Genomic DNA, 26,396 nt, shown 5'->3' on the forward strand with positions numbered 1-26,396 from the left:
TGAGTTGATACCGATGAAAGATTTACATCAAGCATACGTAAAAAGTAACCTTGAGTTAAAACCGAGCGGGAATGGTAATTTAGATGATTTAACTTTTTCCGTAAAAGACGTTTTTGCAATTAAAAAATATTTAAATACAGCTGGGAATCCTGATTGGTATCGGACGCATAAGCCTGCTGAGGAACATGCTGAAGTCATAGAAAGATTACTTTTAGAAGGCGCGACGTTAAAAGGTACAACACATACAGATGAGATTATGTATAGTCTGAATGGCGAAAATCATCATTATGGTACACCTGTTAATCCTAAAGCTCCTAATCGCATACCTGGGGGATCTTCTAGTGGTTCAGCGGTTGCGGTGGCTGCCAATCTAGTCGATTTTGCATTAGGAACAGATACAGGTGGTTCTGTTCGGATCCCATCATCCTATTGTGGAATATTTGGATTTCGACCGACACATGGATCAGTTTCCTTAAAAGGTGTGATACCACTAGCAAAAAGCTTTGATACGGTTGGTTGGATGACACGTGATCCAATTCTGTTACAGACGATTGGTAAAGCGATCTTGCCTTTTACTAATGACGAGGATAATACGTCACCATTTAAAAAACTGATTTTTGGTGGTGAACCATGGAATTTGGTAGATGATACTATTAAGGAATCATTATCAGAAGGTTTAGAAATTCTAGATCAGTCGGTGTCTAAGCTAGTTGAAGAAGAAATTTCTGTAGAGGGATTGGAGATATGGGCAGATATTTTTAAAACACTACAAGGAAAAGAAATTTGGACAGAGCACGGTCCTTGGATTGAAAAAGAAGATCCGTATTTTGGGCCAGGAATTAAAGAGCGTTTTGCTATGGCAAGTAAAATCTCGCAGAGCACTTTTGATAGAGCGCTAGAACGTCAATTGCAGATTCAAAAGCAAATGAATGTCTTGTTGGGAAAAGATGGAATACTAGCTATTCCAACCGCACCGGGTCCAGCCCCTTTGAAAGATATGCCGAGTGAAGCATTAAATGATTATCGAGGAAGGGCAATGCAGTTGACTTGTATTGCAGGTTTGTCTGGACTGCCTCAAGTTACGATTCCGGTTGCTCAAATAGAAGGTAATCCGATCGGGTTATCACTAATTGCTAATCGCGGACAAGATCGACGGTTATTAGAATTTGTTGCAAACTATTTTTACGCAAGCAAGTAAAGCAGAAAATTTGGAGGTGTAATGATGAAGCTAGTTACCTTGGAGTATAACGGAAAAGAAGAAGCGGCAATTGCCGAAGATGAAAACTATTATTTAATTAAAACAATTAGTGAAGCTATTAATGAGAATTGGGAACATACAGTGGATGCTATTTTAAAAGCTGATCAGTTCAAAGATATAAAACAATGGTATCAATCATATGGCAAAGAACAGATTCATGAGCATGTCTTTAAAAGTGTAAGTGGAGCTAAACGAGCAACATTATATCGTTCGCCAGGTAAAATTTTAGGTATTGGTATGAATTATGTTGCAAAAGCAATGGAATTGTCGGGTGGTGCGCCTAAATTAAATCCTGTATTTTTCATGAAGCCTACGAGTAGTCTCATCGGTCCAAATGAAGGGATTGAATTACCGTCTGTATCTAACCATGTTACTGCAGAAGCTGAACTAGCAATTGTTATTGGTGAAACATGTAAGGATGTTAGTTATATAGATGCTTCCTCTTATGTAGCTGGTTTCACTTCTACATTAGACATGACGGCCCAAGATATCCGTGCCGAGGATCCGCTTTACTTGCAACGCGCAAAAAGCTTTGATACTTTTTTCAGTTTGGGAAGTGAGTTGATCACAGGAGATGAATTTGCTGATATTGATAAGATCGAAGTGCAAACGTTATTGAATGATCATGTTGTTCATAAAAATACAATTGCTAATATGATGTATTCTCCATGGTTTATTGTATCTTTCTTCTCGAAAATTATGACACTTAACCCAGGAGACGTTATCATGACAGGAACACCTGGATCAGTAACGATTCGCAAAGGGGATGTACCTGGCTGTAAAGTGACAGGTTTTGATTTACTGGAAAACACTGTATGCAATGTAGATAAAAAAGCTGCTTTAGTCTAGTGGTGTTAGCTATATTACCAAAAGGCTATTTTTATTAAAAACTTTGTTTCATCGAAACCATTTGCTTCCTCGACTAGATTAATTAATTGATTAGCTTCTGTTAATAAAATTGAATTAACTTCAATACACATCATAGTGTAGTATTTTTAATTTAAACTAGTGTATCAAATGAAATTGACGACACTCCTGCGGAAAGGGAGTGTCGTCAATTTCATTTGATAAGCGAGTAAGAAATTTTCACTGCGTCGCAATTTCTATCATATAGGATGTTTTCAAATCAAAAAAATTACAAGGAATCTATCAAACTTATTCTGTTAAATCAGTTGAATAAACAGAATTGCCGCGGCTAAATGTCTCGATAACTTTGCATGGGAAAACACGATCCATGTAAAGTGTTTCTTTATGTTTAGCCAGGAAGTTATCGGGCTTTACAATGGTCTCTTTGTTCAAATCAACAATAGCTATATCTGCGTCATACCCAACTTCGATTGCTCCTTTACGGTGTTGTTTAAAGCGTTTTGCAGGATTAAAGGCACACCAGTTCCCTACTTCTTCAAAAGGTATGCGATACAGCTGAGCGAGCTCTATCATCGCCATAAGTGAAAACTGTCCGCCGCTAATACCGCCCCAAGCATGTAATAAATCATACTGAGAAGGATCTTTTAAATCGAAAGGAGCTGGAGAATGATCGGAACTAATCATATCAATTTTCCCTTCGCGTAGTTTTTCTATTAAACGTAGTCGCTCGTTTTCCTCTCGAAGTGGTGGAGCGCATTTGGCGACTGCACCTTTGTTTACTAAGTCATCTTGGTTATATAATAAATAATGTGGACAAGTCTCGACCGTGACATCTAATCCATTGAGCTGTGCTTGTTCGATTCTATCGATTGCAGCAGCGCTACTTATGTGTACAAAATGCAGCGCACAACTTGTCACTTTTGCGTACGCAAGCGCACGCTCCACTGCTTCAACTTCGGCAATGATAGGCCTTGTTGTACTATAGTCTATGGCTGTTGTGGCGTTTTTTTGTTTCATTTCTTTTGTTAAAAAGTCAGTAATTGTTCTACTTTCTGCATGAAGTGCTAATACTTTATTCTGGGCAGCAATCTCTCGCATGCCTTCTAATAATGTCCAATCGTCTGCTGCTTCAAATTCATCATTTCCAGATGCGGATAAAAAGGCTTTGAAACCTACTACGCCTGCTTCTGAAAGGGCAGCTAGCTGATCTAAATTCCCTGGCACAAGGCCCCCCCATAGTTTAAAGTCAATCCGGGCTTTCTTATTTGCGATTGCATTTTTCTCTTTAAAAGCCTCTAGAGTAATTGTTGATGGTATACCATTTAAAGGCATATCAAAAAAAGTTGTAATTCCTCCCGCGGCAAGCATGTTGGAACCAGTCTCAAAACCTTCCCAATCTGTTCGGCCTGGTTCGTTAAAGTGAACATGAACATCAATCATTCCAGGGAAAACGTATAAGTCATTAGCATCAATGACTTTTATTGCTTCTTTATCAATTTTCTTTTCAATTTGAACAATCTTTCCATCTTTTACACCGATGGAAAGATTTTCAACGCGATCAGCTAAAACAACATTGCCGTTTCTAATTAATAAATCAAGTATCTCCATATTTAATTTTCCTCCAATGTTAAGATGTTACGATGCTTTCTGCTTGATAGACATCAAGCGCGGCCTGTAAACCTTTTCCGACTTTTATTGGAGCACTGTGACGAACTAAAACAGCTTCTAATGCACTCAGTACAGCTAAGATGTTTTCTTTTCGACAGCTATAGCCCATTGTACCAATACGCCAGATCTTGCCTTCTAGTGGACCGAATGATTTCGCGATTTCAATACCGAAATGGTCAAGTAACATTTTCCGCACGGATTCAGGATCGATACCATTTGGTACAGTAATACAAGTAACGGTAGGTAATTTACAAGAAGGATCACCATATAATTCTAATCCCATTGCTTTAATACCTGCAATAAGTGCTTTTTCATGTTCTTTGTGACGTGCAAATCGCGTTTCTAATCCTTCTTCTAAAACAATTCTTAGGCCTTCATGAAGTGCGTAAACCATCGAAGTGGCTTCTGTATGATGATTTAAACGACGCGGACCCCAATAATCTTGTAACATGCTTACATCTAAGTAATTACTTTTAATAAAGCTGCTTGTGTTGTTAGCTTCTTGAAGTCGGTCTTCTTCTGTTGCTATGCCACTTTCAACTTTCTTTCGTTTGTTAAGAACAGCTTCTATCCTATTATTATATGTTATCGGTGCCATGCCTGAGGGGATAGATAGACACTTTTGTGTTCCGCCTATTAATCCGTCAATATACCATTCATCCACTTTTATCTCGACACCGCCAATTGAGGCGACTGCATCAACTAGTAATAAAGCGTCTAATTCTCGGCATGCTTTTCCAATTTGATCAAGCGGTTGCATACACCCAGTTGATGTTTCTCCATGTACAATCGCAACAATTTTCGGATTAATATTCTTGATAAATTCAATGATATCAGTTTGGTTGAAAACTTCTCCCCAGGGGCATGTCATCGTATGAACTTCTGCACCGTAGCGTTCACAAATCTCAGTAAGTAAGTGGCCAAATCTACCGAAAATCGGAACTAATACTTTATCACCAGGCTCGATAACGCTACATAGAAGAGCTTCGATGCCACTTCTTGATGTGCCATCAACAGGAAAAGCCCATTGGTTTTCAGTCTGGAAAACTTCCCGTAACATACCCATTACCTCATTCATAGCAGATGTGAAGGAAGGATCAAACTGACCAACAATTGGTGTTGCCATTGCGCGAAGCACACGTGGATCAACTTCAACTGGTCCAGGAGTCATAATGGTACGGAGTGGCATATTTAATTCGTGATAAGTCATTTGTTTTTCCTCCTATTAATAAGCTAGTCGATATAAAAGTTCAGTTAATATATCAACACCATTCTCTAAATCTTTTTTACTTGTAAACTCTTTTGGTGAATGACTAATACCATCTTTACTTGGGACAAAAATTAAGGCAGTAGGATAAAATTTGCCGAACATTTGTGCATCGTGTCCAGCCCCACTAATCATTGATTTATACGGAATTGATTGTTCCGTGGCGATTTCCTCCACCAATTTCGTCATTTCCTTGTCCATTGCAACAGGTTTTGCGTTTAACCATTGAGAACAGTTTATCTCCATTTTATGAAGGTTTGCTAGTTCTTCGATAAATAAAGTGAGTTTCTGATAAAATTGATCTAAGATGGTCTCATCAAAGTGTCTTATATCAAGACTGAAATCTACTTCACCTGCAATAACGTTTGAGGTATTCGGCTTTGTGTTTAATTGTCCAACTGTAGCAACCAGATCGGGATCAAATAATTTTGCTTCAACGGTAATAAAATGAATGATTTCAGCGGTTATGGCCATTGCATCTCTACGGAGTGGCATTGGGGTTGTACCCGCATGATTACTTTCTCCAATAACGTTGATAGCGAAGCGGCGTTGTCCGACAATATGGCTAACTGCACCAATTGATTTATTCGTACTTTCGAGAACCTTTCCTTGTTCAATGTGTAATTCGATAAAGCAAGCAATATCGTTACGATAAGCTGATTTTTGATTTTTGTTTGCAACGCCTGCATTGTTCATTGCTTCTAACAAAATGGTGTTCTCGTTATCCTTAATGCGCTCGCCATCTTCTATCTGATATTTTCCAGTAATATTACCGGATCCCCAAAAAGTAATAGGGAAACGACTTCCTTCTTCTTCACATAAGGAAAGGACTTCAATCGTTTTCTTAGGTGATCCATAGCGTTGATACAAACGTTGCGTCGCTAGTAAACTTGCTATAATACCGTAAACGCCATCATAGACACCACCGTTTGTAACGGTATCAATATGGGAGCCTGTTATAATTGCTTTTTCTTCTGTGTTGGTACCAGCTAATTTTCCGAATAAATTTCCGACCGCATCGAAATGTGTTGCTAATCCGAAACCTTGCATTGTTTGCTCTAATTCTTGTTGTGCCTCGATCCATGCTTCATTATATAATAAACGATTAGTACCACCCTCAGCTGATTGCCCGAAAGAAGCTAACCACTTAACCATCTGTTCCACATCTGTAACTTTTACTTCGTGGCTTGATTTGATAACCAATTATATGGCCTCCTATTCTATATATCGTATGACCTCCACAAAGGAAACGAGCGTATAAGCACGCTATTACACTGGAGGGTTCAACTAGCAATTAAGCCTTTAATATGTAGTTTACCAATATGTCTCCTTTTGTTCATTAGCAATAATGTGCTAATAAGGCTAATTTGTTATGCAGAATAAACAAAAGTTCAAACTATTGTGATAGAATAGATAATTATACCTATACGGTTACGTTTTATATTTAAGGAGATGTTGATATGAATATAGCTGAAGCTTTGAAAATTCCGGCCTTAGCTGGTTGTAGTATCATTGCGGGATTAGATGGGGAAGAAAATGAGATCTTACATGTTAATATGATGGATGCTCCTGATATAAGTAATTATTTGAAGCCAAATGAGTTATTGGTAACTACAGCTTATCATGTAAAAGATGACCCACAACTTCTGTTAGATTTAATTGTTGCAATGGATAAAAAAGGCTGTGCTGCTTTAGGGATTAAAACACAGCGATTTTTAATGGAAATCCCAAATGAAGTGAAAGCGCTTGCTAACGAGTTGAAGTTTCCTATTATTGAATTACCAATAGATACATCACTTGGGGATATTGTTAATCAAACATTAAGTAGTATTTTGGATAAAAGAACAGATGAGCTAAGGTTTGCATTGGATACGCATAAGCAATTTTCTGATCATATTATGAGTGGAAAAGGCATTCAAAAATTATTGCTGCATGTAACAGAATTAATTCGTTCTCCCGTGGTTCTTGTGGATCCTTACGGAAAAACAATTGCTAGCTCAGAGAAAAGTGATGTAATAAGTGAAGTGATAGACAATTTTTATTCAAATAATTTAAGTGCATATTTTCCAAAAACTTCTTTGTTTACCTTTTCAACTATGGAAAAGAAACAAACGTATACGGTTTCTGCTGTTTATACGTATGAAAAAATAGCTGGCTATTTGATTATATTTGGACATGTTCGTCCAGATCATCATGCAGAAATGTTGACATTAGAACAAGCTGCTAATGTTATTTCGTTCGAATTGATGAAGGAAAATGCATTGAAGCATTATGAACGTAGAATCCGAAATGAATTTTTCTTTCACTTTACAGAAAATCGCTTTACTTCAGATCAAGAGGCATTGAATCGTGCAAAGGAATTTGCACTACAAAGTGATAGTTATTATCTATGTACTATAGGAAAAGTTGATAAATTAGGCTCTACAAAAAGTTTTACAAGTAATCAACGTAAAATGGACACCATCTATGAATTTATCGAAGAAGAATTAGACGGTTTACCATTATCGATACATCTTTTTACAAGAGGTGATTTGGTAGTCTTGTTATTTGAAGCAGATGCTGTGCATATGGAAATAAATACAGTTATTACAGAAGCGTTAACTACCATTCAAACAAAGATATTAGATCGATTTGATCATTTACTTTCTTTTGGTATTAGCAATTTAGCACGTGGTTTCATTCAAGTGAAAGCAAGTTTCACAGAAGCACAAGATGCGCTGAAAGCTGGACAATTAGCGGGAAAAAAAGGATTTATGCAATATTATCAAACAAAGGATGTACTGGAGCTTTTACGCATGCTACCTGAAAATGATTTAGTAGACTTTTATCATAATACATTAAAAGACCTAGCTAAACCGACACAACATGATCGCCAAACGTTGTTACAAACATTGTTTGTTTATTTGGAATCTCATTGCCAAATCTCTGAGACTGCGAAACAATTATATGTACATCGTAATACAGTTGTTTATCGATTAGAAAAGTGCGAGGAAATTATCGGGCATCCTCTCACAGACCCGGATTTTTCCTTGCGTGTACGTTTAGCATTGCGGATGCAAACCATTTTAGAGTTATAAGCAAACCTTTTTGAGGGTCGATTGTATAATACGATCAATAAAAAGATTGTCTATTGTATGTAATAGACAATGACTATTTTCAGAATTGTCTATAAGATAGTAGTAATAGTATAAACTAAGAGAGATTATCCGTATCTGGTGGGGGAGATGAGCAAATGCTGCAAATAGAGGAAGTCAATCAATTATCAAATGAGGATTTTATTGAATTGTTAGGTGGCATCTTTGAAAAATCACCGTGGGTTGCAAAGAAAGTGGAGGTATTTCGTCCGTTTGCGTCTTTTGACCAATTATTTGAGAGAATGTCGGAAGTGGTAGGAAATGTCCCAAAACAAGAAAAGCTGGAATTAATGCGCGCGCACCCAAATTTAGGAAATAAAATAAAGATGAGTGATGCATCGACTAAGGAACAGCAGGGTGCAGGCTTGCAAGATTTAACGGAGAATGAATTAGCTTCCTTTTTAAAATTAAACAAAGCCTATATGGATAAATTCGGATTTCCATTTATTATTGCTGTTAAGGGTATGGATAAGTCAATTATTTATCAAACGATGGAAAAACGATTCCTACAACCCAAAGAGGAAGAGTTTGAAATAGCATTAACAGAAATAAATAAAATTGCCTTCTTACGGTTAAAAGAGAAAATCAAGCAATCATAGTAAAGGAGATTACCAATGGCGGGATTAACTACGCATATATTAGATTTAACACATGGAAAGCCAGCAAATAATGTTAAAATAGAATTATATGAAATTGTAGCTAATAATATAAAGGCAATACGCAAAAGTGTTGTTACAAATGCTGATGGCCGTTTAGATAGTCCATTATTAACTACAGCAGAATTACAGCAAGCACAATATGAATTAGTCTTTTATATTGGTTCCTATTTTAGAAGGAAAGGAATGGATTTAGAAGAACCACATTTTCTTGAAGAGATTCCGGTTCGCTTTGTCGTTACGAATAAGGAAGAGCATTACCATATACCGTTATTGGTATCACCGTGGGGTTATCAAATTTATCGCGGTAGTTGAGACGTAACAAAAACGAGGCGGGACAAACAGTCCTACCTCGTTATACATAAAGGGTATATTACCAGAAGAATAATGGTAGTACTGCTAACGTTGCGATTGAACCAAGGGCAACGCCCCATCCAAATCCAGCACCTGGACCCCAAAATCCATAACCATATCCACCAAGGTTATTAGAAGGCATAGGTTGTAAATAAACGTGTGTAGCATTAACGCGATGAATAACACCGCGGTGCTCTCTACCGTCTATCGTGCGAATACATACAGGACGACCAATGTTTTTATTACAAAGATTGTGATAATGAGACATAAGCAAACTCCTTTCCTGCCGAGTTAGTATACTATATGACAGGAGTATAGAATTTGTATAGGATAGGTGACGGGTGGCTAGCGCACATTTTTGTCGAACGCAGATTTTTCAATGATAGTATCTGTGGGCATCTGTAATAGCTCTAACAAAGATATGTTGTTGTTCTCCATATAATTTTTAACAAGATGAAACCCTACGTTATAACCAGCCCATTTAGGTATGTCTTCTCCACCGTACATTAATTGATCATGTTGAAGGTTTGTTTTAACAAGATGTTGATTAGGTTTTATCCATTCATTCCAATAGAATTGCGCTTCTTCTTTTGTATAAAGGCCAGTAGCCTTTGATAAATAGGTATTGCCAACTAATTGTTGCACAGCAATTTCTGCAATACCTTCTAACACAATGGCATCAGATAAGTTAAGTGTTTTATCTTTTAATGGCTTATATTGCAATCTATAAACATGGCTATATTCATGTGTCAATAAAGCTTCTAGTTTTTTGGGAGAGGTATCATCTTTAATAAATAAAAAAACTTTATCTGGATAGCTTAATCCAGAAAGGCCGCTAAACTCTTCTTGTAGACGATTGTTGGTAAAGTCCGATGGGAAAAGAAATACCGGAACTTCAGGTCCTTTCCATCTTTGTTTTAGTGAATTAAATTGTTCTTCAACTATTCCCCAGTAATCATTTTTAAACATCGCAAGGATAGTATGTTTATCATGGGGATCAGGATAGAATAGGCCGTGTTGAAGAAGGTGCCATTGAATTGTTTGGGCATCTGTATCTATAAAGTAAGCAACTAACGGATCACATAGTGTGTCCATATGAACAACAAAGTTCTCGGGAAATTTACCTGTTTTAGTTGCTAAATAATTTTGTAACCATTTATTAGTTTGAATCACCCCAATGGTATATTACCTCCTTTTCAATTATAGGATTATTTTCGACAGTAATATAAGCGTGCGCTTAAATCATCTTTATACTTTTCTGTTAAGTTGTAATGATTAGCCATTAAATCAAAATATGCAGGGTCAATCGATTGGTTTAGATCAAAATCAATCACTGCTTCTAAAGAATCAGGGATTTTTTCAACTTCAATAGATTTAAAACCTGTTTCCTTTAACGCATTGATCCAACCTTCTTCAGTCATTAATGCGGTAACACCATAAAATTGTTTGATCTCATCTTGTATAGCAGGAGTTAACTGGCGATTGGACGTCATTTCAAGTAACGTTAGAATTCCGTTATGTTTCAGTACACGTTGGTATTCTTTTAATGCAACTTTAATTTTGGTGAAAGCTGTAACTGATTCGGAAATGATATGATCAATTGATTGTGTAGGAAAAGGTAAGTCCTCTGCGTTTGCCTGTATGATGTTAACATGAGGATGCTGTTTTAATCGTTGAGAGGATTTTTCTAGCATCAATACATTTTGGTCAATTCCAACGATCTGACTTGCTGTATTCTCGGCGAGATAAAGTAAACTTTGTCCAGTACCACACCCAATATCTAAGATTCTTTGATGAGGATTTGGATTTACCCTTTTTACCCATTGCTTTATAATCCCCAGACCTCCAGGGTGGGCACCGCCAATACCAAACATTGCAACCATATCAGTATAGGATAGTTTCATTAAGTTTGCTCCTCCTGAGTAATTATTCACTGTTAGAATATGCAAGAACATAGTAAAATGGAATCGTAGTTAATTGGTTATTTACCTAATCGTACTTTTGTAGTACGATTAGCTATAATTATCAAAATAATCTTAATATTGAAAAGCATAGAAAAGTAGGTGGACAGCATGGAAGAGAAGGAAATAGAATTATTAAAACTTTTAGAGAAAAATGGCCGTTTAGAAGTAGAAACTATTGCAAGTATGCTTGATTTGGATGTTGATAAAACGAAAGAAATGATGGAAAAACTCGAAAAAGAAAGTGCTATTTTAGGATACTCAACTTTAGTTAATTGGGCAAAAGTATTGGAGTATGATGGTGTTACAGCGATGATAGATGTTAAGGTGACCCCAACAAGAGGAACTGGTTTTGATAAAGTGGCCGAACGCATTTATCGATTTCCTGAAGTAAAAGCCCTCTATTTGATGTCTGGTGCTTATGATTTATCGATTTCAGTAGAAGGTAAAACAATGATGGAAATTAGTCGATTTGTATCAGATAAATTATCAACATTAGATAGCGTTGTTTCAACAACTACGCATTTCGTATTGAAGAAATACAAGCATGATGGCATTATTTTTGAAGAAGATGATGATCAAGATAGAAGGATGATGGTATCGCCATGAAAACACAAGAGAAATCATATGTTGCACACCATGTCGATCAATTAAAGCCTTCTGGAATCCGACGTTTTTTTGATTTGGCTTCAAAAATGGAGAATGTTATTTCATTAGGTGTAGGAGAACCTGATTTTGTCACACCATGGAATGTAATTGAAGCTAGTTACCATTCACTTGAACGCGGGTTTACTTCTTATACTGCAAATGCGGGTCTTTTCGAGTTAAGACAAGAAATTAGCAAATTTTTAAAAACAGAATATGAGTTGGAATACAATCCGGAAAATCAAGTCCTCGTTACGGTAGGTGCTAGCCAGGCGATTGATGTGGCATTGCGAGCGATATTAAATCCTGGTGATGAAGTAATTGTTGTGGAGCCGAGCTTTGTTTCTTATGTCCCTGCTGTACGTTTAGCTGGTGGAGTTCCGATCACAGTAAATGCAACAGAGGAATATGCATTTAAAATCCAAGCAAGTCAAATGGAAGCGGCGATTACACCACGTACAAAAGCGTTAATGATTTGTAGTCCTAATAATCCAACAGGAGCTGTTTTAAGCAAACAAGAGATGGAGGAAATTGCAAGGCTTGCAAAGAAGCATGATTTTATTGTTATTTCCGATGAAATTTATGCAGATTTAACGTATGACGAAACATTTACAAGTTTTGCCGCTATAAAAGAAATGGCACAACGAACCATTTTAATCTCTGGTTTTTCAAAAGCGTTTGCAATGACTGGGTGGCGTTTAGGTTATGCAACTGGCCCGAAACAAATTATAGAAGCAATGACAAAGATTCATCAATATACGATTATGTGTGCACCTACTATGGCGCAGCATGGTGCATTAGAAGCATTGCGAAATGGTAGAAGTAGTGTGCTGGAAATGAAAACAAGTTACAGGCAACGACGAAACTTTGTAGTTAAAGCACTAAAAGACATGGGACTCTCTTGTCATTTACCTGGTGGAGCTTTTTATGTATTTCCATCTGTAACGTCAACCGGGATGAGCTCGGAAGATTTTGCGGAGGAATTATTACAGAAGCAACAAGTTGCTGTTGTTCCAGGCGGTGTATTTGGTGAGAGTGGAGAAGGTTATGTACGCTGTTCTTATGCAACTTCGATGAAACAATTGGATACTGCAATGAAGCGGATGCGTAAATTTGTTGAAGAGAAACAAATACAATAAAAGTATAAGAAGTCCTCTAATGCACTGTTAAAAGTAGTTAGAGGCTATTTTTTGTTTAAGTATAGTATATGCACATAAACGATTAGATTTGGTATAATCATAATTAATTCGTTCATAATTTCACATAGTGATTACTATGAAATATAGGAGTTGAGTTGATGAAAAAGAAGATAGATGTGCCAACAGATGTGCCAACAGATATTGAGATAGCTAGCCAAGCAAAGATTAAATCAATTACAGAGATTGCTACAAATCTTGGGTTACAGGATGAGGAATGGGAGCCCTATGGTAAATATAAAGCAAAACTTTCACTTTCTGTATTGGATCGACTCAAAGATACAAAAGACGGTAAATTAATATTGGTAACTTCTATTAATCCGACACCAGCTGGTGAAGGCAAGTCAACTGTTACCGTTGGATTAGGTCAAGCGCTTAATCGATCTGGGCATAAAGCTATTGTTGCATTACGTGAACCTTCATTAGGACCGACAATGGGTCTTAAAGGTGGAGCAAGTGGTGGTGGATATTCTCAAGTAATCCCTATGGAGGATATTAACTTGCACTTTACTGGTGATATTCATGCTATAACTGCTACTAATAATGCTTTATCTGCCTTTATTGATAACCATATTTTTCAAGGGAATACATGTGAAATAGACACACGTCGTATTGTTTGGAAACGTGTTGTTGATTTAAATGATCGCGCATTACGTAATGTTGTTGTTGGTTTAGGTGGTCCAAAACAAGGTATACCAAGAGAAGATGGATTTAATATTACGGTAGCATCAGAGATAATGGCAATTTTTTGTTTAGCAAAAGATCGAGCAGATATGCGACGTCGATTGGCTAAAATTGTTGTGGGTTATCGATCAGATAGTACTCCTGTAACCGTTGAGGACTTAGGTATGGCAGGTGCATTAACTTTGCTATTAAAAGAAGCAATTATGCCGAACCTCGTACAAACGCTTGAGAATACACCTGCGATTATCCACGGCGGTCCTTTTGCCAATATTGCGCATGGTTGTAATAGTTTACTTGCTACAAGGATGGCAAGTAAACTTGGTGACTTTGTTGTCACGGAGGCTGGCTTTGGTGCTGATCTTGGTGCGGAGAAATTTTTAAACATTAAAGCCCGAATTGGGGAGCTCGATCCTAATGCTGTGGTAATTGTTGCGACTATTCGCGCGCTGAAAATGCATGGAGGCGTTAATAAAGAAGAATTAAAGAAAGAAGATATTGTAGGATTACGAGCTGGAATGAAAAATCTAAAAAAACATATGGAAACGATCGAAGCGTTTGGTCTACCATTTGTCGTAGCGATTAATCGTTTTATTACGGATTCAGAGGCAGAGGTTGCCTATGTTAAGGAATGGTGTGAAGAACAAGGTGTCGCTGTTGCATTAACTGAGGTTTGGGAACATGGCGGGGCAGGTGGATTAGAACTTGCTGAAAAGGTTGTTAAGATCATTGAACAAAAACAGAGCAACTTTCATTATCTCTATAAATTAGAAGATTCAATTGAGAGTAAAGTTGAGAAGATCGCAAAAACAGTTTACGGTGCTGAAGGTGTACAATTTACTGTGCAAGCGAAGCAACAGATCACAGAAATGATTGCTAATAACTGGGATAAACTGCCGATATGTATGGCGAAAACACAATACTCTTTATCAGATGATCCAAACTTACTAGGTCGGCCAGAAGGTTTTATTATAACAGTAAGAGAATTCCGTCCATCTATTGGAGCAGGTTTCCTTGTTGCGCTAACTGGCGATGTACTAACAATGCCTGGTTTGCCTAAGGAACCAGCGGCACTGAAAATGGACGTAGATGAAAGCGGGAATGCAGTCGGTTTATTCTAAGTCTAAGGGTCTCCAAAAGAGGCCTTTTTCTTTTTTACTCAACGTCCATGGTTACTCGTCTCGTAGCCACCAACTATTATGAAAATAAAAAGTATTCGAGTAGCCTCAACCTAGTGCTTCCTCCGCTAGTTTGAAGAAAAACTGTAATTGTAATGTAGAATATAAACAATTGATAAGCTTATCTTTCACTAAAGTGTCATTATTCCATACGCAATCATCATGTAGAATCTGAACTAGCTTTGGAAATTTACGTAGACTCCTGTGGGAACAGCACGGGCTGAAGATCCACTTAGTAAAGCGTTTTTTGCTTTACTAAGTTAGCTGAAGCCGTGCCCACGGAAAGCGGAGGATATTTCCAAAGCGGTATGTTATGTCGCTGTTTCTATCAAGTTCGTAAGATGAAAACGAAAAGACTACGAGGTTAATTTTAACTTTTAATTGCAAGACTTCTTAAGTTCACCAAGGCTTAATTTTTCAGTTCATGATGTGGATTTACCTATTTAATATATTTATAATGCATTTAAACAAACATACGTACATGTAAAAAATATTTAGGTAATTTTAGTTACTTATAAGTACGTTTTTGTTATAATAGAATCAGATTATGTGAGAGGATGATAATAAATGCAAATAAAAACAATACCTACTAGTAAAGAAACGATTGCATTAGGGCAATCACCGACATTACCTAAGCATGTTGAAGTTGAGTTAGAGAATGGAATTAAAGCAGATTTTCCGGTTGATTGGGAAAATGTAAACGCTGTCGATCTAAAAAGTCCTGGTTCATTTACTGTTGAGGGCACTCTTAAAGTAAAAACATTTCCTAAACCACTAATTGAAAAACGTGCAGATCCGTATTTATATAAACATACAGATGGCTATTATTACTTTACAGGCTCTTATCCATTATATGATCGAATTGTATTGCGTCGTGCTAAAACAATTGAGGAGTTACCTGAAGCAGAAGAGGTAACTGTCTGGGAAAGACATGAGAGTGGAATAATGTCTGAACATATCTGGGCGCCAGAATTACATTTTATTGACGGTAAATGGTATCTTTATTTCGCGGCTGGTGAAAAAGATGATGTTTGGGAGATTCGACCATATGTTTTAGAAGCTGACGGAGCTAATCCATTAGAGGCTAATTGGATAGAGAAAGGACAAATAAATACTGAATTTCAAAGTTTTTCATTAGATGCAACCACTTTCGAGCATCATAATAAGCGGTACTTAGTTTGGGCACAAAAAGTCGATAATGATACAATCTCGAATATGTACATTGCAGAGATGGAAAACCCTTGGACAATTAAGAAACAAGTATTGTTATCCACTCCAGAATATGATTGGGAACAGGCAGGCTTTTATGTGAATGAAGGCCCAGCAATGATTCATCGTAATGGTAAAGTGTTTATTGCATATTCTGGTGCTGCAACAGATGATCGCTATGCAATGGGATTATTGACTGCTGATGAAAATAGTAATCTATTAGATCCTGCATCATGGACTAAAACACCAGAACCTGTTTTTGTATCAAGTGATGAAACAAGTGAGTATGGACCTGGTCATAACAGCTTTAGTGTAGATGAAGACGGATTTGATGTATTGGTTTATCATGCCCGTCCATATAAAGAGGTAGAAGGCAATCCATTGTATGACCATAATCGTCATGGTAGAATTCAAAGGCTGTTTTGGAATCAAGATGGCACGCCATACTTTGGGATACCGGGTGATACAGTTGAACCGACTAATCAAAAAGTAGTAGCTCAGATAACAGTAAAATAAATGGAGTCTTAAAAAGCACATGTCCTTCTTAATAGGCATGTGCTTTTTCTTTTGAACGGAAGTTGGCTATACTAGAAAAAGATGAAAAAATTCCGGAGGTGCAGCATTGGATATAAAAACATACCAAGATAATGATGCGATTGGTTTAGCGCAACTAGTTAAAAGTAAACAAGTCTCGCAGAAAGAATTACTAGACGTGGCATTCCGTCGATTAGAAGAAGTAAATCCAGACCTAAATGCGGTAATTCGGACACGAAAAGATAAGGTTTATCGGGAAGCTCGTAACGAAGATAGAATAGATCAGCCATTCTTTGGTGTCCCTATGTTATTAAAGGATATTTCCCAATCAATAAAAGGAGAGGTGCTGAGTTCTGGTTCAAAATTATTGCAAAACAATGTAGCCAAAGCTGATTCAAACCTCGTAGCAAAATTACGAGAAGCTGGTTTTTTATTTTTGGGACAAACAAACACACCTGAATTCGGTTTAAAAAATATTACGGAACCTAAAACATATGGTATGACACGTAATCCATGGAAACTTAATCACTCTTCAGGTGGATCAAGTGGCGGTTCTGCCGCAGCAGTTGCATCAGGAATTGTACCTGTTGCTGGTGCGAGTGATGGTGGTGGTTCAATTCGTATCCCAGCTTCGTTTACTGGGCTATTTGGGCTCAAACCTACGAGAGGAAGAACGCCAGTAGGACCAGGTGTAGGAAGACAATGGCAAGGAGCGTCGATTGATTTTGCATTAACACGTTCCGTTCGGGATAGTGCTGCACTCCTAGATCTCTTGCAAACGATCCAGCCTGAGGCAGCCTTTCAAACACCTCTATATGATGGGAGTTATTCAGAACTTGTTCGTAAACCAACGGATCAAACGTATCGAATTGCTTTTACCACTGCTTCGCCAGTAGGGACCCCAGTTAGTGAAGATGCTAAAAAAGCGGTTCAAAAAGTTGTCAAGTGGTTAGAAGGTCAGGGCCACCATGTAGAAGAACTTGAAAATCCAGTCGAGGGAACAGCACTAATGAAAAATTATTATTTGATGAACAGTGGGGAAATGAATCATGTTATTATCAATTTGGAGAAAATGTTAGGTAGAGAGTTAACGTTAGCGGATATGGAGATCGTTACATGGGTATTACATAAGGCTGGAGAAAAGGTGTCTGCAGCAGCTTATAGCCAAAGTCTTGCAGGTTGGGATAGTGCTGCGCTACAAATGGCACAATTTCATCAGAAATATGACTTTTATGTAACACCAACAAATGCACATCCAGCACCTAAAAATGGAGAATTAACGCATACTAAAGCACAAATAGAAAAGTTAAAAGTAATCGATCAATTAACAATGACAGAACAACAAAAGCTGGTATATGAAATGTTTTTACCTAGTTTAACCTATACGCCATATACACAATTAGCTAATTTAACAGGCCAACCAGCGATGAGTGTTCCGACCTATCTAACCAATGAGGGTCTACCAATGGGCGTACAATTTATCGCAGCAAAAGGTAAAGAAGACATGCTCTTTACTATCGCAAGTCAACTAGAAAAATCCGATCTATGGATAAATAGAAAGCAATACTCATTTGCTTAATCATGAAATAAGCGGCCGTTTTTATGAAACGAGCCGCTCAACATACTACTCTATTAAAAAATCAACTTCATCAAGTTTACGTGAATATTTAATATGAAAATTCATATTGTCGAAATACCAAGCATCTGATTTTTCAACAAAGAAAGTAATTCCCTGTTCTTCAATTTGCATAATTGGATTATTCGCTTCAGCATTAGTAGATATTCCTAGTGAAAATCCTTTGTGTATTCCCCCATGCCCGCCATAACGAGCGAAAAAGCGAATCGTATCTCCTGTTTCTAATTCCATTTCATTTATAAACCATTTTACCGCTGGTTGCGTAATAGATATTTCCATTTGAGTGACGCCTCCTTCCCTTACACTATACCAAAATCAGTAAGACAGTACGAGTCTAATTACATGCTATTAGTGATATAGCGGAGGTACCTCTAAATCAGTGCAATTCATCGTGACATAAAGTGAAAGGTTTTCTGTTAAGGAAGCAAAGAAAGCATCTTCAATCTGATTTATACCTTGTCTTTCTAGCTTTTCAATTAACCAAGCTTCATCAACTTGTAAACTAGTTAGAACAGACTTATACAACTTGCCGTCAATTATAATAGGAAGTGAAATACTATCGGTTTGTTTTAAAATACCGAAATCTTCACGGTTTGGTGTGTCCTTTTCAGCTTTTCTAAAAACACTCAGTTTACCGTTTGCTTCAATGATTCCAAGTTCAACATCTTCTGTATAGAAAACATCATTTTGTCGTAACATTAGAAGAATATTATCAATAGAATAGCGTATTTTTTTCATATTCTTTCTTAAAAATTGTCCATCTTTAATGACAATGGTTGGCTCAAAGGTCAATGCTCGGCCTATCTTTCGATTAGTTAATTTAATATGCGCTACAAATCTTTCAAGCAGACCGATGCCCATAATAGCTACAGCGGTTGGGAAATGCTTTACACTCGGATCTGCAATATCTGCGCCAACCACTGATCCAAGTGTTAGCACAATTAAAAAGTCAAACACAGGTAACTCTCCAATAGCCCGTTTCCCCATGAAAATAGTAACACCAAGTAATAAAGGCAAAATTGTAATAATCCGTCCCAATACTAAAAATACATCTTTCAAAGTCTCCATCGTATGAGCTCCTTTTTTATACTTTTTATAATGTGATTTATGTCAAAAAATATACAATGGTGGTCTTACTATAGATGATTTCTCTGATTGGAAGTTTATTTTACCTGTTGTTTGTTAGATAATATGACATAACTATATAGATAACCGATTAAACTGTGTATAATAGAAGAAATAACTAAAATACAAACACAAAAGAAGTTTGGCGGTGAAAATTATGATTGACAATCCTTCATATAAGGAGAGGAAAGTAATCACGATTGGCGTCGTAAGTGAACTAACCGGCTTAACCGAACGACAAATTCGGTATTATGAAGAAAGGAAATTGATTTTTCCTGATCGTTCTCCGAAAGGTAATCGTAAATATTCATTTGCGGATGTTGAACAACTAATCGATATTGCTAATAAAAGAGAAGAAGGCGTACAAACTTACGAAATTAGACAAGAGATGCTGAAAAAGAAACGTAAAGATGAACGTAAAGGCCGAAAAGAATTGCTAAGAGGGGAAATCAATGCTCGCTTTGGAATTCAAAAAGATTAAAATTAACGGATAAATTTAATTTTAATTATCTGAATATTTGGTAAAATGAAGGGGTGTTAAAATAACAGTAACTAAGATGATTAAGATGCGATAGAATAGCGTCTGATCATCTTATTCCTTTTTGTGGGGTGAAGTTAATGGGGTTATTGGCACAAGAAATATTGGAACTTTCAATCTTTGAATCTTCAACAATAAAAGCAGGAGAAACTAATCTCGTAACAAATAATATTGAGTGGGTATCTGTCATAGAGTCGCCAGTTGAGAATTTTGTACGTAAAAATGAATTTGTACTAACGACAGGTATTGGGTGCAAAAATGATCCGGAAGCTTTAGAAACATTTGTTAAAGACATTATTCAATCTGGTGCTTCCGTTTTAGCCTTTGCCACGGGTAGATATGTATTTGATATACCTAGTAATCTATTGCAAATAGCAAATCAGTCACATTTAATTTTAATTGATATACCCTGGGAAGTTCGGTTTGGTGATATTGTAGCAAATATTATGCAGAAAATTACTGCGGATAAACAAGACGAAAGAGAAGAGGCGGAAATCGTTCGTCAGCAATTGGTCAATTGTGTATTGAATGACAAGGGATTACAGGATATAGCGCAGGTTTTATATAAATATGTACACTTACCACTTGCTATTAGTGATAACCAGTTTTCTATCCGAGCAAACAGGAGTTTTTCTAATGAGTGGTTAACACCTTTTCAAACAGAATTAAAGTATAAAGAAAAAACTAGTAAAAGTGATTTATCAGTGGGAGAACATCCATTATATTATTTATTAGAAGCGTATCAGGTTAAGGAACAAACAATTTATTATCTCCCTGTCATTAATAATCATAAGATACAAGGGTATTTATTGGTGCAATCAACACAAAAAAAACAACTTTCGTGGTTTGTAATGAATGTATTAGAACATGCATTAACGGCATGCGCTTTATACTTTGTTAAAGAAAATGCAATTGAATTAACTGAAGTACGACTCAAAGATAATTTTGTTTTACAATTAGCGCAACAGAAAGTAGCCAAAGACAATCACTTAATTGCTAAAGCAGATTTACTTGGATATGACCTAACGTACTATTATATTTGTCTAGTCGGAGATTTATATTATCGTGAAGCTATTAAACAATATGATAATGATCGATCAGAGAATTCTTCTTTACAAAGTCAAAACTATGCCATTCAAAAGGAGATTACTTACGCTGGAGAATTATTTTCAGTGAAAACGATGACGACATTTGATGCTGGAAAAGTAATCATCTTTTTAGAAGCAACACCAGAAGCTTATATGGAGATAGCTAATCAATTTTTAGATAAAGTAGAACGTCGTGTAAGCGAGTTGTTGAAAGGTATTGTAATATCATGGGGTATTGCAGCTCCAGAAATTGATGATTATTCCTTCTCAGATGCGTATCGGAAAGCCAAAATTGCGCTTGAAATTGGTATTGAACAGGGTGGTTACGGAAATCGAACGATGTATGAGGATACGAAGGTGGATCGATTGTTAATGGCTTTATCTGATCAACCAGAAGTTAAGGATATTGTGAAACAGACTTTAAATAATTTATTAATTTATGATCAAAAACGTCAGACAGATCTTGTCCACACTTTTTCAACATATAATCAATATAAAGGAAACGTCAGTCAAACGGCCCGAGCCCTAAATTTACATCGGCAATCATTATTACATCGTCTACGTAATATTGAAACATTAACAAAATTATCTTTAGTTGATTCAGACGATGCATTTTTACTGGAACTAAGTGTTCGTATTTGGAAACTGCAACAAGTGAAAAATGATAATCAATAAAGAGACAAAAGTAAAATAAGTCAATCAAATAACCGAACTATAGTAGATCTCAACTGTAGTTCGGTTATTTGGTTTGGTCAAGAGAAGTGATTTAACAGCTGATATATTGCTTGATGGGGTCTTTAAAAGAAGCTACTTTCTAAAGGACTGTAATATAACTAAACATGCACAGACTCTGACTAACGTTACTTGCATCTGAATTACCATCAACAGCGACCTAACAGAATCCCCTGACCCGCTTCTCAAGCAAATGGATGAACTCCTAGATGCATTCCTTGTCCTGTAGGTGCAGCACATGCGTTCGATTGGGTTAGTAATCGCAATCCCACAGGACTCTCAACCACTTACTTCTTTCACTAGTTTTTGAGGTTCACATTATAATTTAAAACAAAACAATTGATAAGCTTGTTTATTGCTAAAGTGTACGTTATTAAACTAACAATAAAGGGATTGTCTTTCCTTCATAATTGTAATTTTTAACTCACGAAAGAACATATATCTAGCTTTGGAAATATACGTAGACTCCTGTGGGAACAGCGCGGGCTGAAGATCCACTTAGTAAAGCGTTTTTTGCTTTACTAAGTTAGCTGAAGCCGTGCCCACGGAAAGCGAAGTATATTTCCAAAGCGGCATGTTATGTCGCAGTTTCTATCAAGTTCTTAAGGTGAAACGGAAGGGAAGTCAACTTAAATTTTGTATTGTGTGATTTTCTAGTTAGACCAAGTCTTATCTGCTCTTTTCAGTCTTCGAAAGTTGAATTAAATTATTATTGCTTGTGCTCACACCTAGCAAATGTGTAGGAAAGAAAAAAATCACTTCATACATTTTGGACATTACATAAAATGTGATCAAACCTTACAATAGAAAGAAATATATAAATATTCTGATAATAATACTTGAATTAGTAGATATTCTATTAATTCAGGAAGGGGAATGCACATGCTAGCTTTTGATTTGATCGAGTATCAAAATCGGATAAGAGAAACAAAACAAAAAATGTCTGAAAGCGGAATTGATGTCCTATTAATTTCTGATCCAGCTAATATGTACTATTTAACGGGGTATGATGCATGGTCTTTTTATGTGCATCAAATGCTAATTATTATTATTGATGAAGCACAGCCAATTTGGATTGGACGATATATGGATGCAAATGGAGTGAAAGCTACAACATGGCTTTATGATGAAAATGTGATGGCATATCCTGATTATTATGTAAATTCGACTAACTATCACCCAATGGATTATATTGCAGAAGTATTGACGCAAATCGGGCAAGGTAATCGCAATATTGGTGTAGAGATGGATCATTATTATTTCTCAGCAAAGGCATATGATAGTTTGAAACGCGGTTTACCCAATGCAATATTTAAAGATGGTGATTTGATTGTCAACTATGTTCGAATGGTTAAATCGGATCAGGAGATTCACTATATGAAAAGAGCAGCAAAGATTGCTGAACAAGCGATGTTCAGGGGTACAGAAATGATTCGTACGGGTGTTAGAGAATGTGATGCAGCCGCCACGATGTACTACAACATGATTAGTGGTACAGAGGAATATGGTGGTGACTATCCTTCGATTGTTCCTTTACTTCCTTCAGGAGAGAATACAGGTAATCCTCATTTGACATGGTCAGATCGTAAATATATTGAGGGAGAAGCTGTAATTGTTGAATTAGCTGGTTGTTATAAACGATATCATTCTCCATTAGCACGCACTGTATCTATAGGGAAACCAACTAGTAAATTACAAAACTTAGAATCCGTTGTCTTGGAAGGAATGGATAAAGTTCTTCAGGCGATGAAACCAGGAATGACTTGTGGTGAAGTAGAAGAAGTTTGGCGAAAGTCGATTAAAAAATACGGCTTTAAAAAAGAAGCGAGAATTGGCTATTCAGTTGGACTAAATTATCCGCCTGATTGGGGAGAACACACCGCTAGTCTTCGAAAAGGAGATACTACGATTTTGCAGCCAAATATGACTTTTCACTTTATTCCAGCTTTATGGTTTGATCAACACGGTATTGAAATAAGTGAATCCGTACGTATCACGGAAAATGGATGTGAAACATTAGCAAATTATCCAAGAGAATTAATTGTTCAAGATCCATTTCCACGAACACAGCAATCAGGAATAATTAGTTAATCAGCTTTTATTGGAGGGAATAATAATGAAACAGGCAAAAATAGGAACGCGTGCAATATGGGCAGGAGAAAAAGATTCATTAGCTTTTGGAGCAACACAAGTACCAGTAGTTCATAGTGTATCTTTCGGTTATGATGATATGGATGAATGGTATGATGTAGCAATCGGGAAGAAAGAAGGTCATATATATGGTCGTAATACGAATCCAACTGTGCAAGCATTTGAAGCAAAAATAAAAGACCTTGAGGGAGCAAAAGCTGCTACTAGTTTTTCAACTGGAATGGCAGCAATTAGTAACACATTAGGTACATTACTTTCACCAGGTGATCGGATTATATCAATTAAGGACACGTATGGTGGAACAAATAAAATATTTACAGAATTCTTACCTAAATTGAATATTGACGTTGTTCTTTGTGATACAGGCGACCATGAGGCTATTGAGCAAGAAGTTGCCAAAGGATGCAACGTACTATATTTAGAAACACCTACGAATCCGACAGTGAAAATAACAGATATAAAACGGATGGCGAAGGTTGGAAAAGCGGCAGGAGCTGTTGTAATTGTTGATAATACCTTCGCAACACCGATTAATCAGAACCCATTAGCATTAGGTGCTGACTTGGTAATTCATAGTGCAACAAAATATTTAGGAGGACACGCGGATGCACTAGGAGGCTCTGTTTGTGGATCTGAGGAATTAGTTGAAGCGATTTATCATTATCGAGAAATTAATGGAGCAACATTGGATCCAATGGCTGCATACTTGTTACTCCGAGGAATGAAAACACTGAAGCTTCGTGTCGATAAACAATGTAAAAACGCGTTAGCGGTGGCTAAATATTTACAAACAGTAAATATTGTTGAAGCGGTATATTACCCAGGATTAGAGAGTCATCCTGGTCATTCCATTGCAACAGAACAAATGAAACAATATGGTGGTATGTTAAGTTTTGCTGTAAAAGGTGGTGTGGATACAGTTCGTCACTTGTTACCCAAGTTGAAATATGCGAATCGAGCTGCGAACTTAGGAGCTGTTGAAACAGTGGTAGGTCCTTCAAGAACGACCAGTCATGTTGAATGTACTCCAGAGGAAAGAGCGGCCATGGGAATACCAGAAGGATTGATTCGTTATTCAGCTGGTATAGAGGATATTGAAGATTTGCTAGATGATTTAGAGCAAGCTTTTCACTTGTTGCCAGAAAAGCTTTTTGCAACTACGTGATAGGAGGTGTCGTGCATATGAGACAACAATTGGATCTAATTAAGGACCAGGCTTATGCACTAGAAGAACAGTTAATTAAATGGAGACGTCACTTTCATCAATATCCAGAATTGAGTTTTCAAGAATCACAAACGAGTGATTATATTGTAGAAGTGTTAGAGTCATTGAACGTATTTACCATTGAAAGAGGAATTGCTAAACATGGCATTATAGCAACTATTACGAAGGGAAGTGGTCCAGTAATTGGTATTCGGGCTGATATGGATGCACTTCCAATCACAGAGCAAAATGATCTCCCATATACTTCTGCATACCCAGGTGTCATGCATGCCTGTGGTCATGATGCCCATATGGCAATTCTATTAGGTGTAGCAGTATTAGTTGCTTCTGATTATCAAACAGAAAACTTTCGAGGAACGGTAAAGCTCATATTTCAACCGGCGGAAGAGGATACTGATATAGATGGTAAAACGGGCGCACCTTACTTTATAGAAGCTGGTCTAACGAAGCAAGTAGATGCATTTTTAGCTTTACACATGTGTCCTTGGCAACGTACTGGATCAATTCAAGTTAATAAGGGTGCAAGTATGGCGAATGTTGATAATTTTTGTCTGACTATTATGGGAAAGGGAGGACATGGTGGCTATCCACATGAAAGTAAAGATCCAATCTGGATGCTAGGATTTGTCCTCCAGGGCCTTTATGGCGTAATTAGTAGGAAAATAGATCCATTAGAAGTGGGAACAATAAGCGTAGGGAAAGTAAGTGGGGGTCAAAATCCAAATATTATTCCAGATACGGTGAAAATTATCGGAACTATTCGATCTTATTCAGATAAAGTAAGAAAGCAACTTATTAAAGAAATTGACCAAGTAGCTCAGTTGGTCTACTCTTTTGAAGGGGATTATCAATTTGAAATAGAAAGTGGCGAACCAGTATTAGATAATAATGATCAATTAATAGATATGATTGAAAATGCAGGATTGTCGCTGTTTCCTGGTATGGAAATAAGCCATGCGCCATACGGTATGGGTGGAGAAGACTTCGGACATTTCACGAAAGAAATCCCCGGTGCAATGTTTTTTCTTGGATGTGCTCAATCAGAAGAGACGAAGCATTCACTTCATGCATCAGATTTTATGTTGGATGAAGCTGCACTTTCGATAGGGACTGGAATAATAAAAGCTACAATAGACAGTTATTTTAGAGAATACTATACTACTGAAAGGCTTCTTAACGAAAATTGTTAGGAAGCTTTTTAATTTGTTTCTAATTCATTGGAGATAAAAGGAAGCACATCTTTACTTTTTTAAAAATAAAGATGATACAATAAATAGATTCAAGTAGGAACAG

The 26,396-nt window shown here is 36.8% G+C and carries 23 protein-coding genes; 15 read left to right on the top strand and 8 right to left on the bottom strand.

What is annotated here, in order from left to right; translation table 11 throughout:
• Nucleotides 1-13 precede the first annotated feature (13 nt).
• Together D2K62_RS05450 and D2K62_RS05455 are read left to right on the top strand one after the other, a co-directional pair.
• Nucleotides 14-1,198: an amidase gene (locus D2K62_RS05450; RefSeq protein ID WP_112182785.1), complete on the top strand. Its 1,185-nt coding sequence runs from the start codon at nucleotides 14-16 to the stop codon at nucleotides 1,196-1,198.
• Between the two features lie 24 nt (nucleotides 1,199-1,222).
• Complete coding sequence (locus tag D2K62_RS05455) at nucleotides 1,223-2,107, top strand: fumarylacetoacetate hydrolase family protein (RefSeq protein WP_112182393.1); 885 nt, start codon at nucleotides 1,223-1,225, stop codon at nucleotides 2,105-2,107.
• Nucleotides 2,108-2,413: 306 nt separating this feature from the next.
• Here the strand turns inward: D2K62_RS05455 and allB are convergent, their stop codons facing one another.
• The 3 genes from allB to allC are packed head-to-tail and all read right to left on the bottom strand — an operon-like array spanning nucleotide 2,414 to nucleotide 6,263.
• The gene (gene allB / locus D2K62_RS05460; protein WP_112182392.1) at nucleotides 2,414-3,733 is read right to left on the bottom strand and encodes an allantoinase AllB; all 1,320 of its coding nucleotides are present in this window, start codon (nucleotides 3,731-3,733) and stop codon (nucleotides 2,414-2,416) included.
• A 19-nt stretch (nucleotides 3,734-3,752) separates the two neighbouring features.
• Nucleotides 3,753-5,003: a pyridoxal-phosphate-dependent aminotransferase family protein gene (locus D2K62_RS05465; RefSeq protein WP_112182391.1), complete on the bottom strand. Its 1,251-nt coding sequence runs from the start codon at nucleotides 5,001-5,003 to the stop codon at nucleotides 3,753-3,755.
• A gap of 15 nt (nucleotides 5,004-5,018) precedes the next feature.
• Nucleotides 5,019-6,263 (bottom strand): allantoate deiminase, encoded by a 1,245-nt coding sequence (gene allC, locus D2K62_RS05470; protein WP_332871733.1) that lies wholly within the window; start codon nucleotides 6,261-6,263, stop codon nucleotides 5,019-5,021.
• Between the two features lie 257 nt (nucleotides 6,264-6,520).
• On the opposite strand from allC, the gene D2K62_RS05475 reads away from it, so the two are divergent.
• From D2K62_RS05475 to uraH, 3 genes are all read left to right on the top strand, one after another.
• Nucleotides 6,521-8,137 (top strand): PucR family transcriptional regulator, encoded by a 1,617-nt coding sequence (locus D2K62_RS05475; protein WP_112182390.1) that lies wholly within the window; start codon nucleotides 6,521-6,523, stop codon nucleotides 8,135-8,137.
• Nucleotides 8,138-8,292: 155 nt separating this feature from the next.
• On the top strand, nucleotides 8,293-8,793 hold the full coding sequence (gene uraD, locus D2K62_RS05480; RefSeq protein WP_112182389.1) for a 2-oxo-4-hydroxy-4-carboxy-5-ureidoimidazoline decarboxylase: 501 nt from the start codon (nucleotides 8,293-8,295) through the stop codon (nucleotides 8,791-8,793).
• A 15-nt stretch (nucleotides 8,794-8,808) separates the two neighbouring features.
• Nucleotides 8,809-9,165 carry a hydroxyisourate hydrolase gene (gene uraH / locus D2K62_RS05485; RefSeq protein WP_112182388.1) on the top strand — a complete coding sequence of 119 codons (357 nt, stop codon included), beginning with the start codon at nucleotides 8,809-8,811 and terminating at the stop codon, nucleotides 9,163-9,165.
• A 58-nt stretch (nucleotides 9,166-9,223) separates the two neighbouring features.
• Here the strand turns inward: uraH and D2K62_RS05490 are convergent, their stop codons facing one another.
• From D2K62_RS05490 to D2K62_RS05500, 3 genes are all read right to left on the bottom strand, one after another.
• Nucleotides 9,224-9,472, bottom strand: a complete 249-nt coding sequence (locus D2K62_RS05490; protein WP_369974631.1) for a hypothetical protein — start codon at nucleotides 9,470-9,472, stop codon at nucleotides 9,224-9,226.
• Between the two features lie 77 nt (nucleotides 9,473-9,549).
• Nucleotides 9,550-10,377, bottom strand: a complete 828-nt coding sequence (locus D2K62_RS05495) for a DUF2268 domain-containing putative Zn-dependent protease (protein WP_112182386.1) — start codon at nucleotides 10,375-10,377, stop codon at nucleotides 9,550-9,552.
• Between the two features lie 35 nt (nucleotides 10,378-10,412).
• Complete coding sequence (locus D2K62_RS05500) at nucleotides 10,413-11,108, bottom strand: class I SAM-dependent methyltransferase (protein WP_157967315.1); 696 nt, start codon at nucleotides 11,106-11,108, stop codon at nucleotides 10,413-10,415.
• Between the two features lie 168 nt (nucleotides 11,109-11,276).
• Here D2K62_RS05500 and D2K62_RS05505 point away from each other — a divergent pair, with 168 nt between their 5' ends.
• The 5 genes from D2K62_RS05505 (at nucleotide 11,277) to D2K62_RS05525 (ending at nucleotide 18,187) form a co-directional block, all read left to right on the top strand.
• Nucleotides 11,277-11,774, top strand: coding sequence for an Lrp/AsnC family transcriptional regulator (locus D2K62_RS05505; protein ID WP_112182384.1), 498 nt, complete (start codon nucleotides 11,277-11,279; stop codon nucleotides 11,772-11,774).
• Complete coding sequence (locus tag D2K62_RS05510; protein WP_112182383.1) at nucleotides 11,771-12,949, top strand: aminotransferase; 1,179 nt, start codon at nucleotides 11,771-11,773, stop codon at nucleotides 12,947-12,949. Before D2K62_RS05505 ends, D2K62_RS05510 begins: the two co-directional genes overlap by 4 nt.
• Nucleotides 12,950-13,119: 170 nt before the next feature.
• The gene (locus tag D2K62_RS05515; RefSeq protein ID WP_304466260.1) at nucleotides 13,120-14,808 is read left to right on the top strand and encodes a formate--tetrahydrofolate ligase; all 1,689 of its coding nucleotides are present in this window, start codon (nucleotides 13,120-13,122) and stop codon (nucleotides 14,806-14,808) included.
• A gap of 624 nt (nucleotides 14,809-15,432) precedes the next feature.
• Complete coding sequence (locus D2K62_RS05520) at nucleotides 15,433-16,590, top strand: family 43 glycosylhydrolase (RefSeq protein WP_112182381.1); 1,158 nt, start codon at nucleotides 15,433-15,435, stop codon at nucleotides 16,588-16,590.
• 106 nt (nucleotides 16,591-16,696) lie between these two features.
• Complete coding sequence (locus tag D2K62_RS05525; RefSeq protein WP_112182380.1) at nucleotides 16,697-18,187, top strand: amidase; 1,491 nt, start codon at nucleotides 16,697-16,699, stop codon at nucleotides 18,185-18,187.
• 45 nt (nucleotides 18,188-18,232) lie between these two features.
• Here D2K62_RS05525 and D2K62_RS05530 read toward each other — a convergent pair whose 3' ends face one another.
• Together D2K62_RS05530 and D2K62_RS05535 are read right to left on the bottom strand one after the other, a co-directional pair.
• Nucleotides 18,233-18,523: a HesB/YadR/YfhF family protein gene (locus tag D2K62_RS05530; RefSeq protein WP_112182379.1), complete on the bottom strand. Its 291-nt coding sequence runs from the start codon at nucleotides 18,521-18,523 to the stop codon at nucleotides 18,233-18,235.
• 69 nt (nucleotides 18,524-18,592) lie between these two features.
• The gene (locus tag D2K62_RS05535; RefSeq protein ID WP_112182378.1) at nucleotides 18,593-19,312 is read right to left on the bottom strand and encodes a DUF421 domain-containing protein; all 720 of its coding nucleotides are present in this window, start codon (nucleotides 19,310-19,312) and stop codon (nucleotides 18,593-18,595) included.
• A gap of 214 nt (nucleotides 19,313-19,526) precedes the next feature.
• Between D2K62_RS05535 and D2K62_RS05540 the strand changes: the two genes are divergently transcribed.
• The 5 genes from D2K62_RS05540 (at nucleotide 19,527) to D2K62_RS05560 (ending at nucleotide 26,293) form a co-directional block, all read left to right on the top strand.
• The gene (locus D2K62_RS05540) at nucleotides 19,527-19,850 is read left to right on the top strand and encodes a MerR family transcriptional regulator (RefSeq protein ID WP_112182377.1); all 324 of its coding nucleotides are present in this window, start codon (nucleotides 19,527-19,529) and stop codon (nucleotides 19,848-19,850) included.
• A gap of 137 nt (nucleotides 19,851-19,987) precedes the next feature.
• Nucleotides 19,988-21,670, top strand: a complete 1,683-nt coding sequence (locus D2K62_RS05545; RefSeq protein WP_117161063.1) for a PucR family transcriptional regulator — start codon at nucleotides 19,988-19,990, stop codon at nucleotides 21,668-21,670.
• Between the two features lie 939 nt (nucleotides 21,671-22,609).
• A complete protein-coding gene (locus tag D2K62_RS05550) occupies nucleotides 22,610-23,818 on the top strand; it encodes a M24 family metallopeptidase (RefSeq protein WP_112182375.1) in 1,209 nt (402 codons plus the stop codon).
• Nucleotides 23,819-23,843: 25 nt separating this feature from the next.
• Nucleotides 23,844-25,043, top strand: a complete 1,200-nt coding sequence (locus D2K62_RS05555; protein WP_198663125.1) for a cystathionine gamma-synthase family protein — start codon at nucleotides 23,844-23,846, stop codon at nucleotides 25,041-25,043.
• A gap of 17 nt (nucleotides 25,044-25,060) precedes the next feature.
• Entirely contained in the window at nucleotides 25,061-26,293 is a 1,233-nt protein-coding gene (locus tag D2K62_RS05560; protein ID WP_117161064.1) for a M20 metallopeptidase family protein, read from the top strand.
• Nucleotides 26,294-26,396: the final 103 nt, after the last annotated feature.

Origin of the sequence: Paraliobacillus sp. X-1268, from assembly GCF_003426095.1 — a bacterium.
GTDB lineage: Bacteria > Bacillota > Bacilli > Bacillales > Amphibacillaceae > Paraliobacillus_A > Paraliobacillus_A zengyii.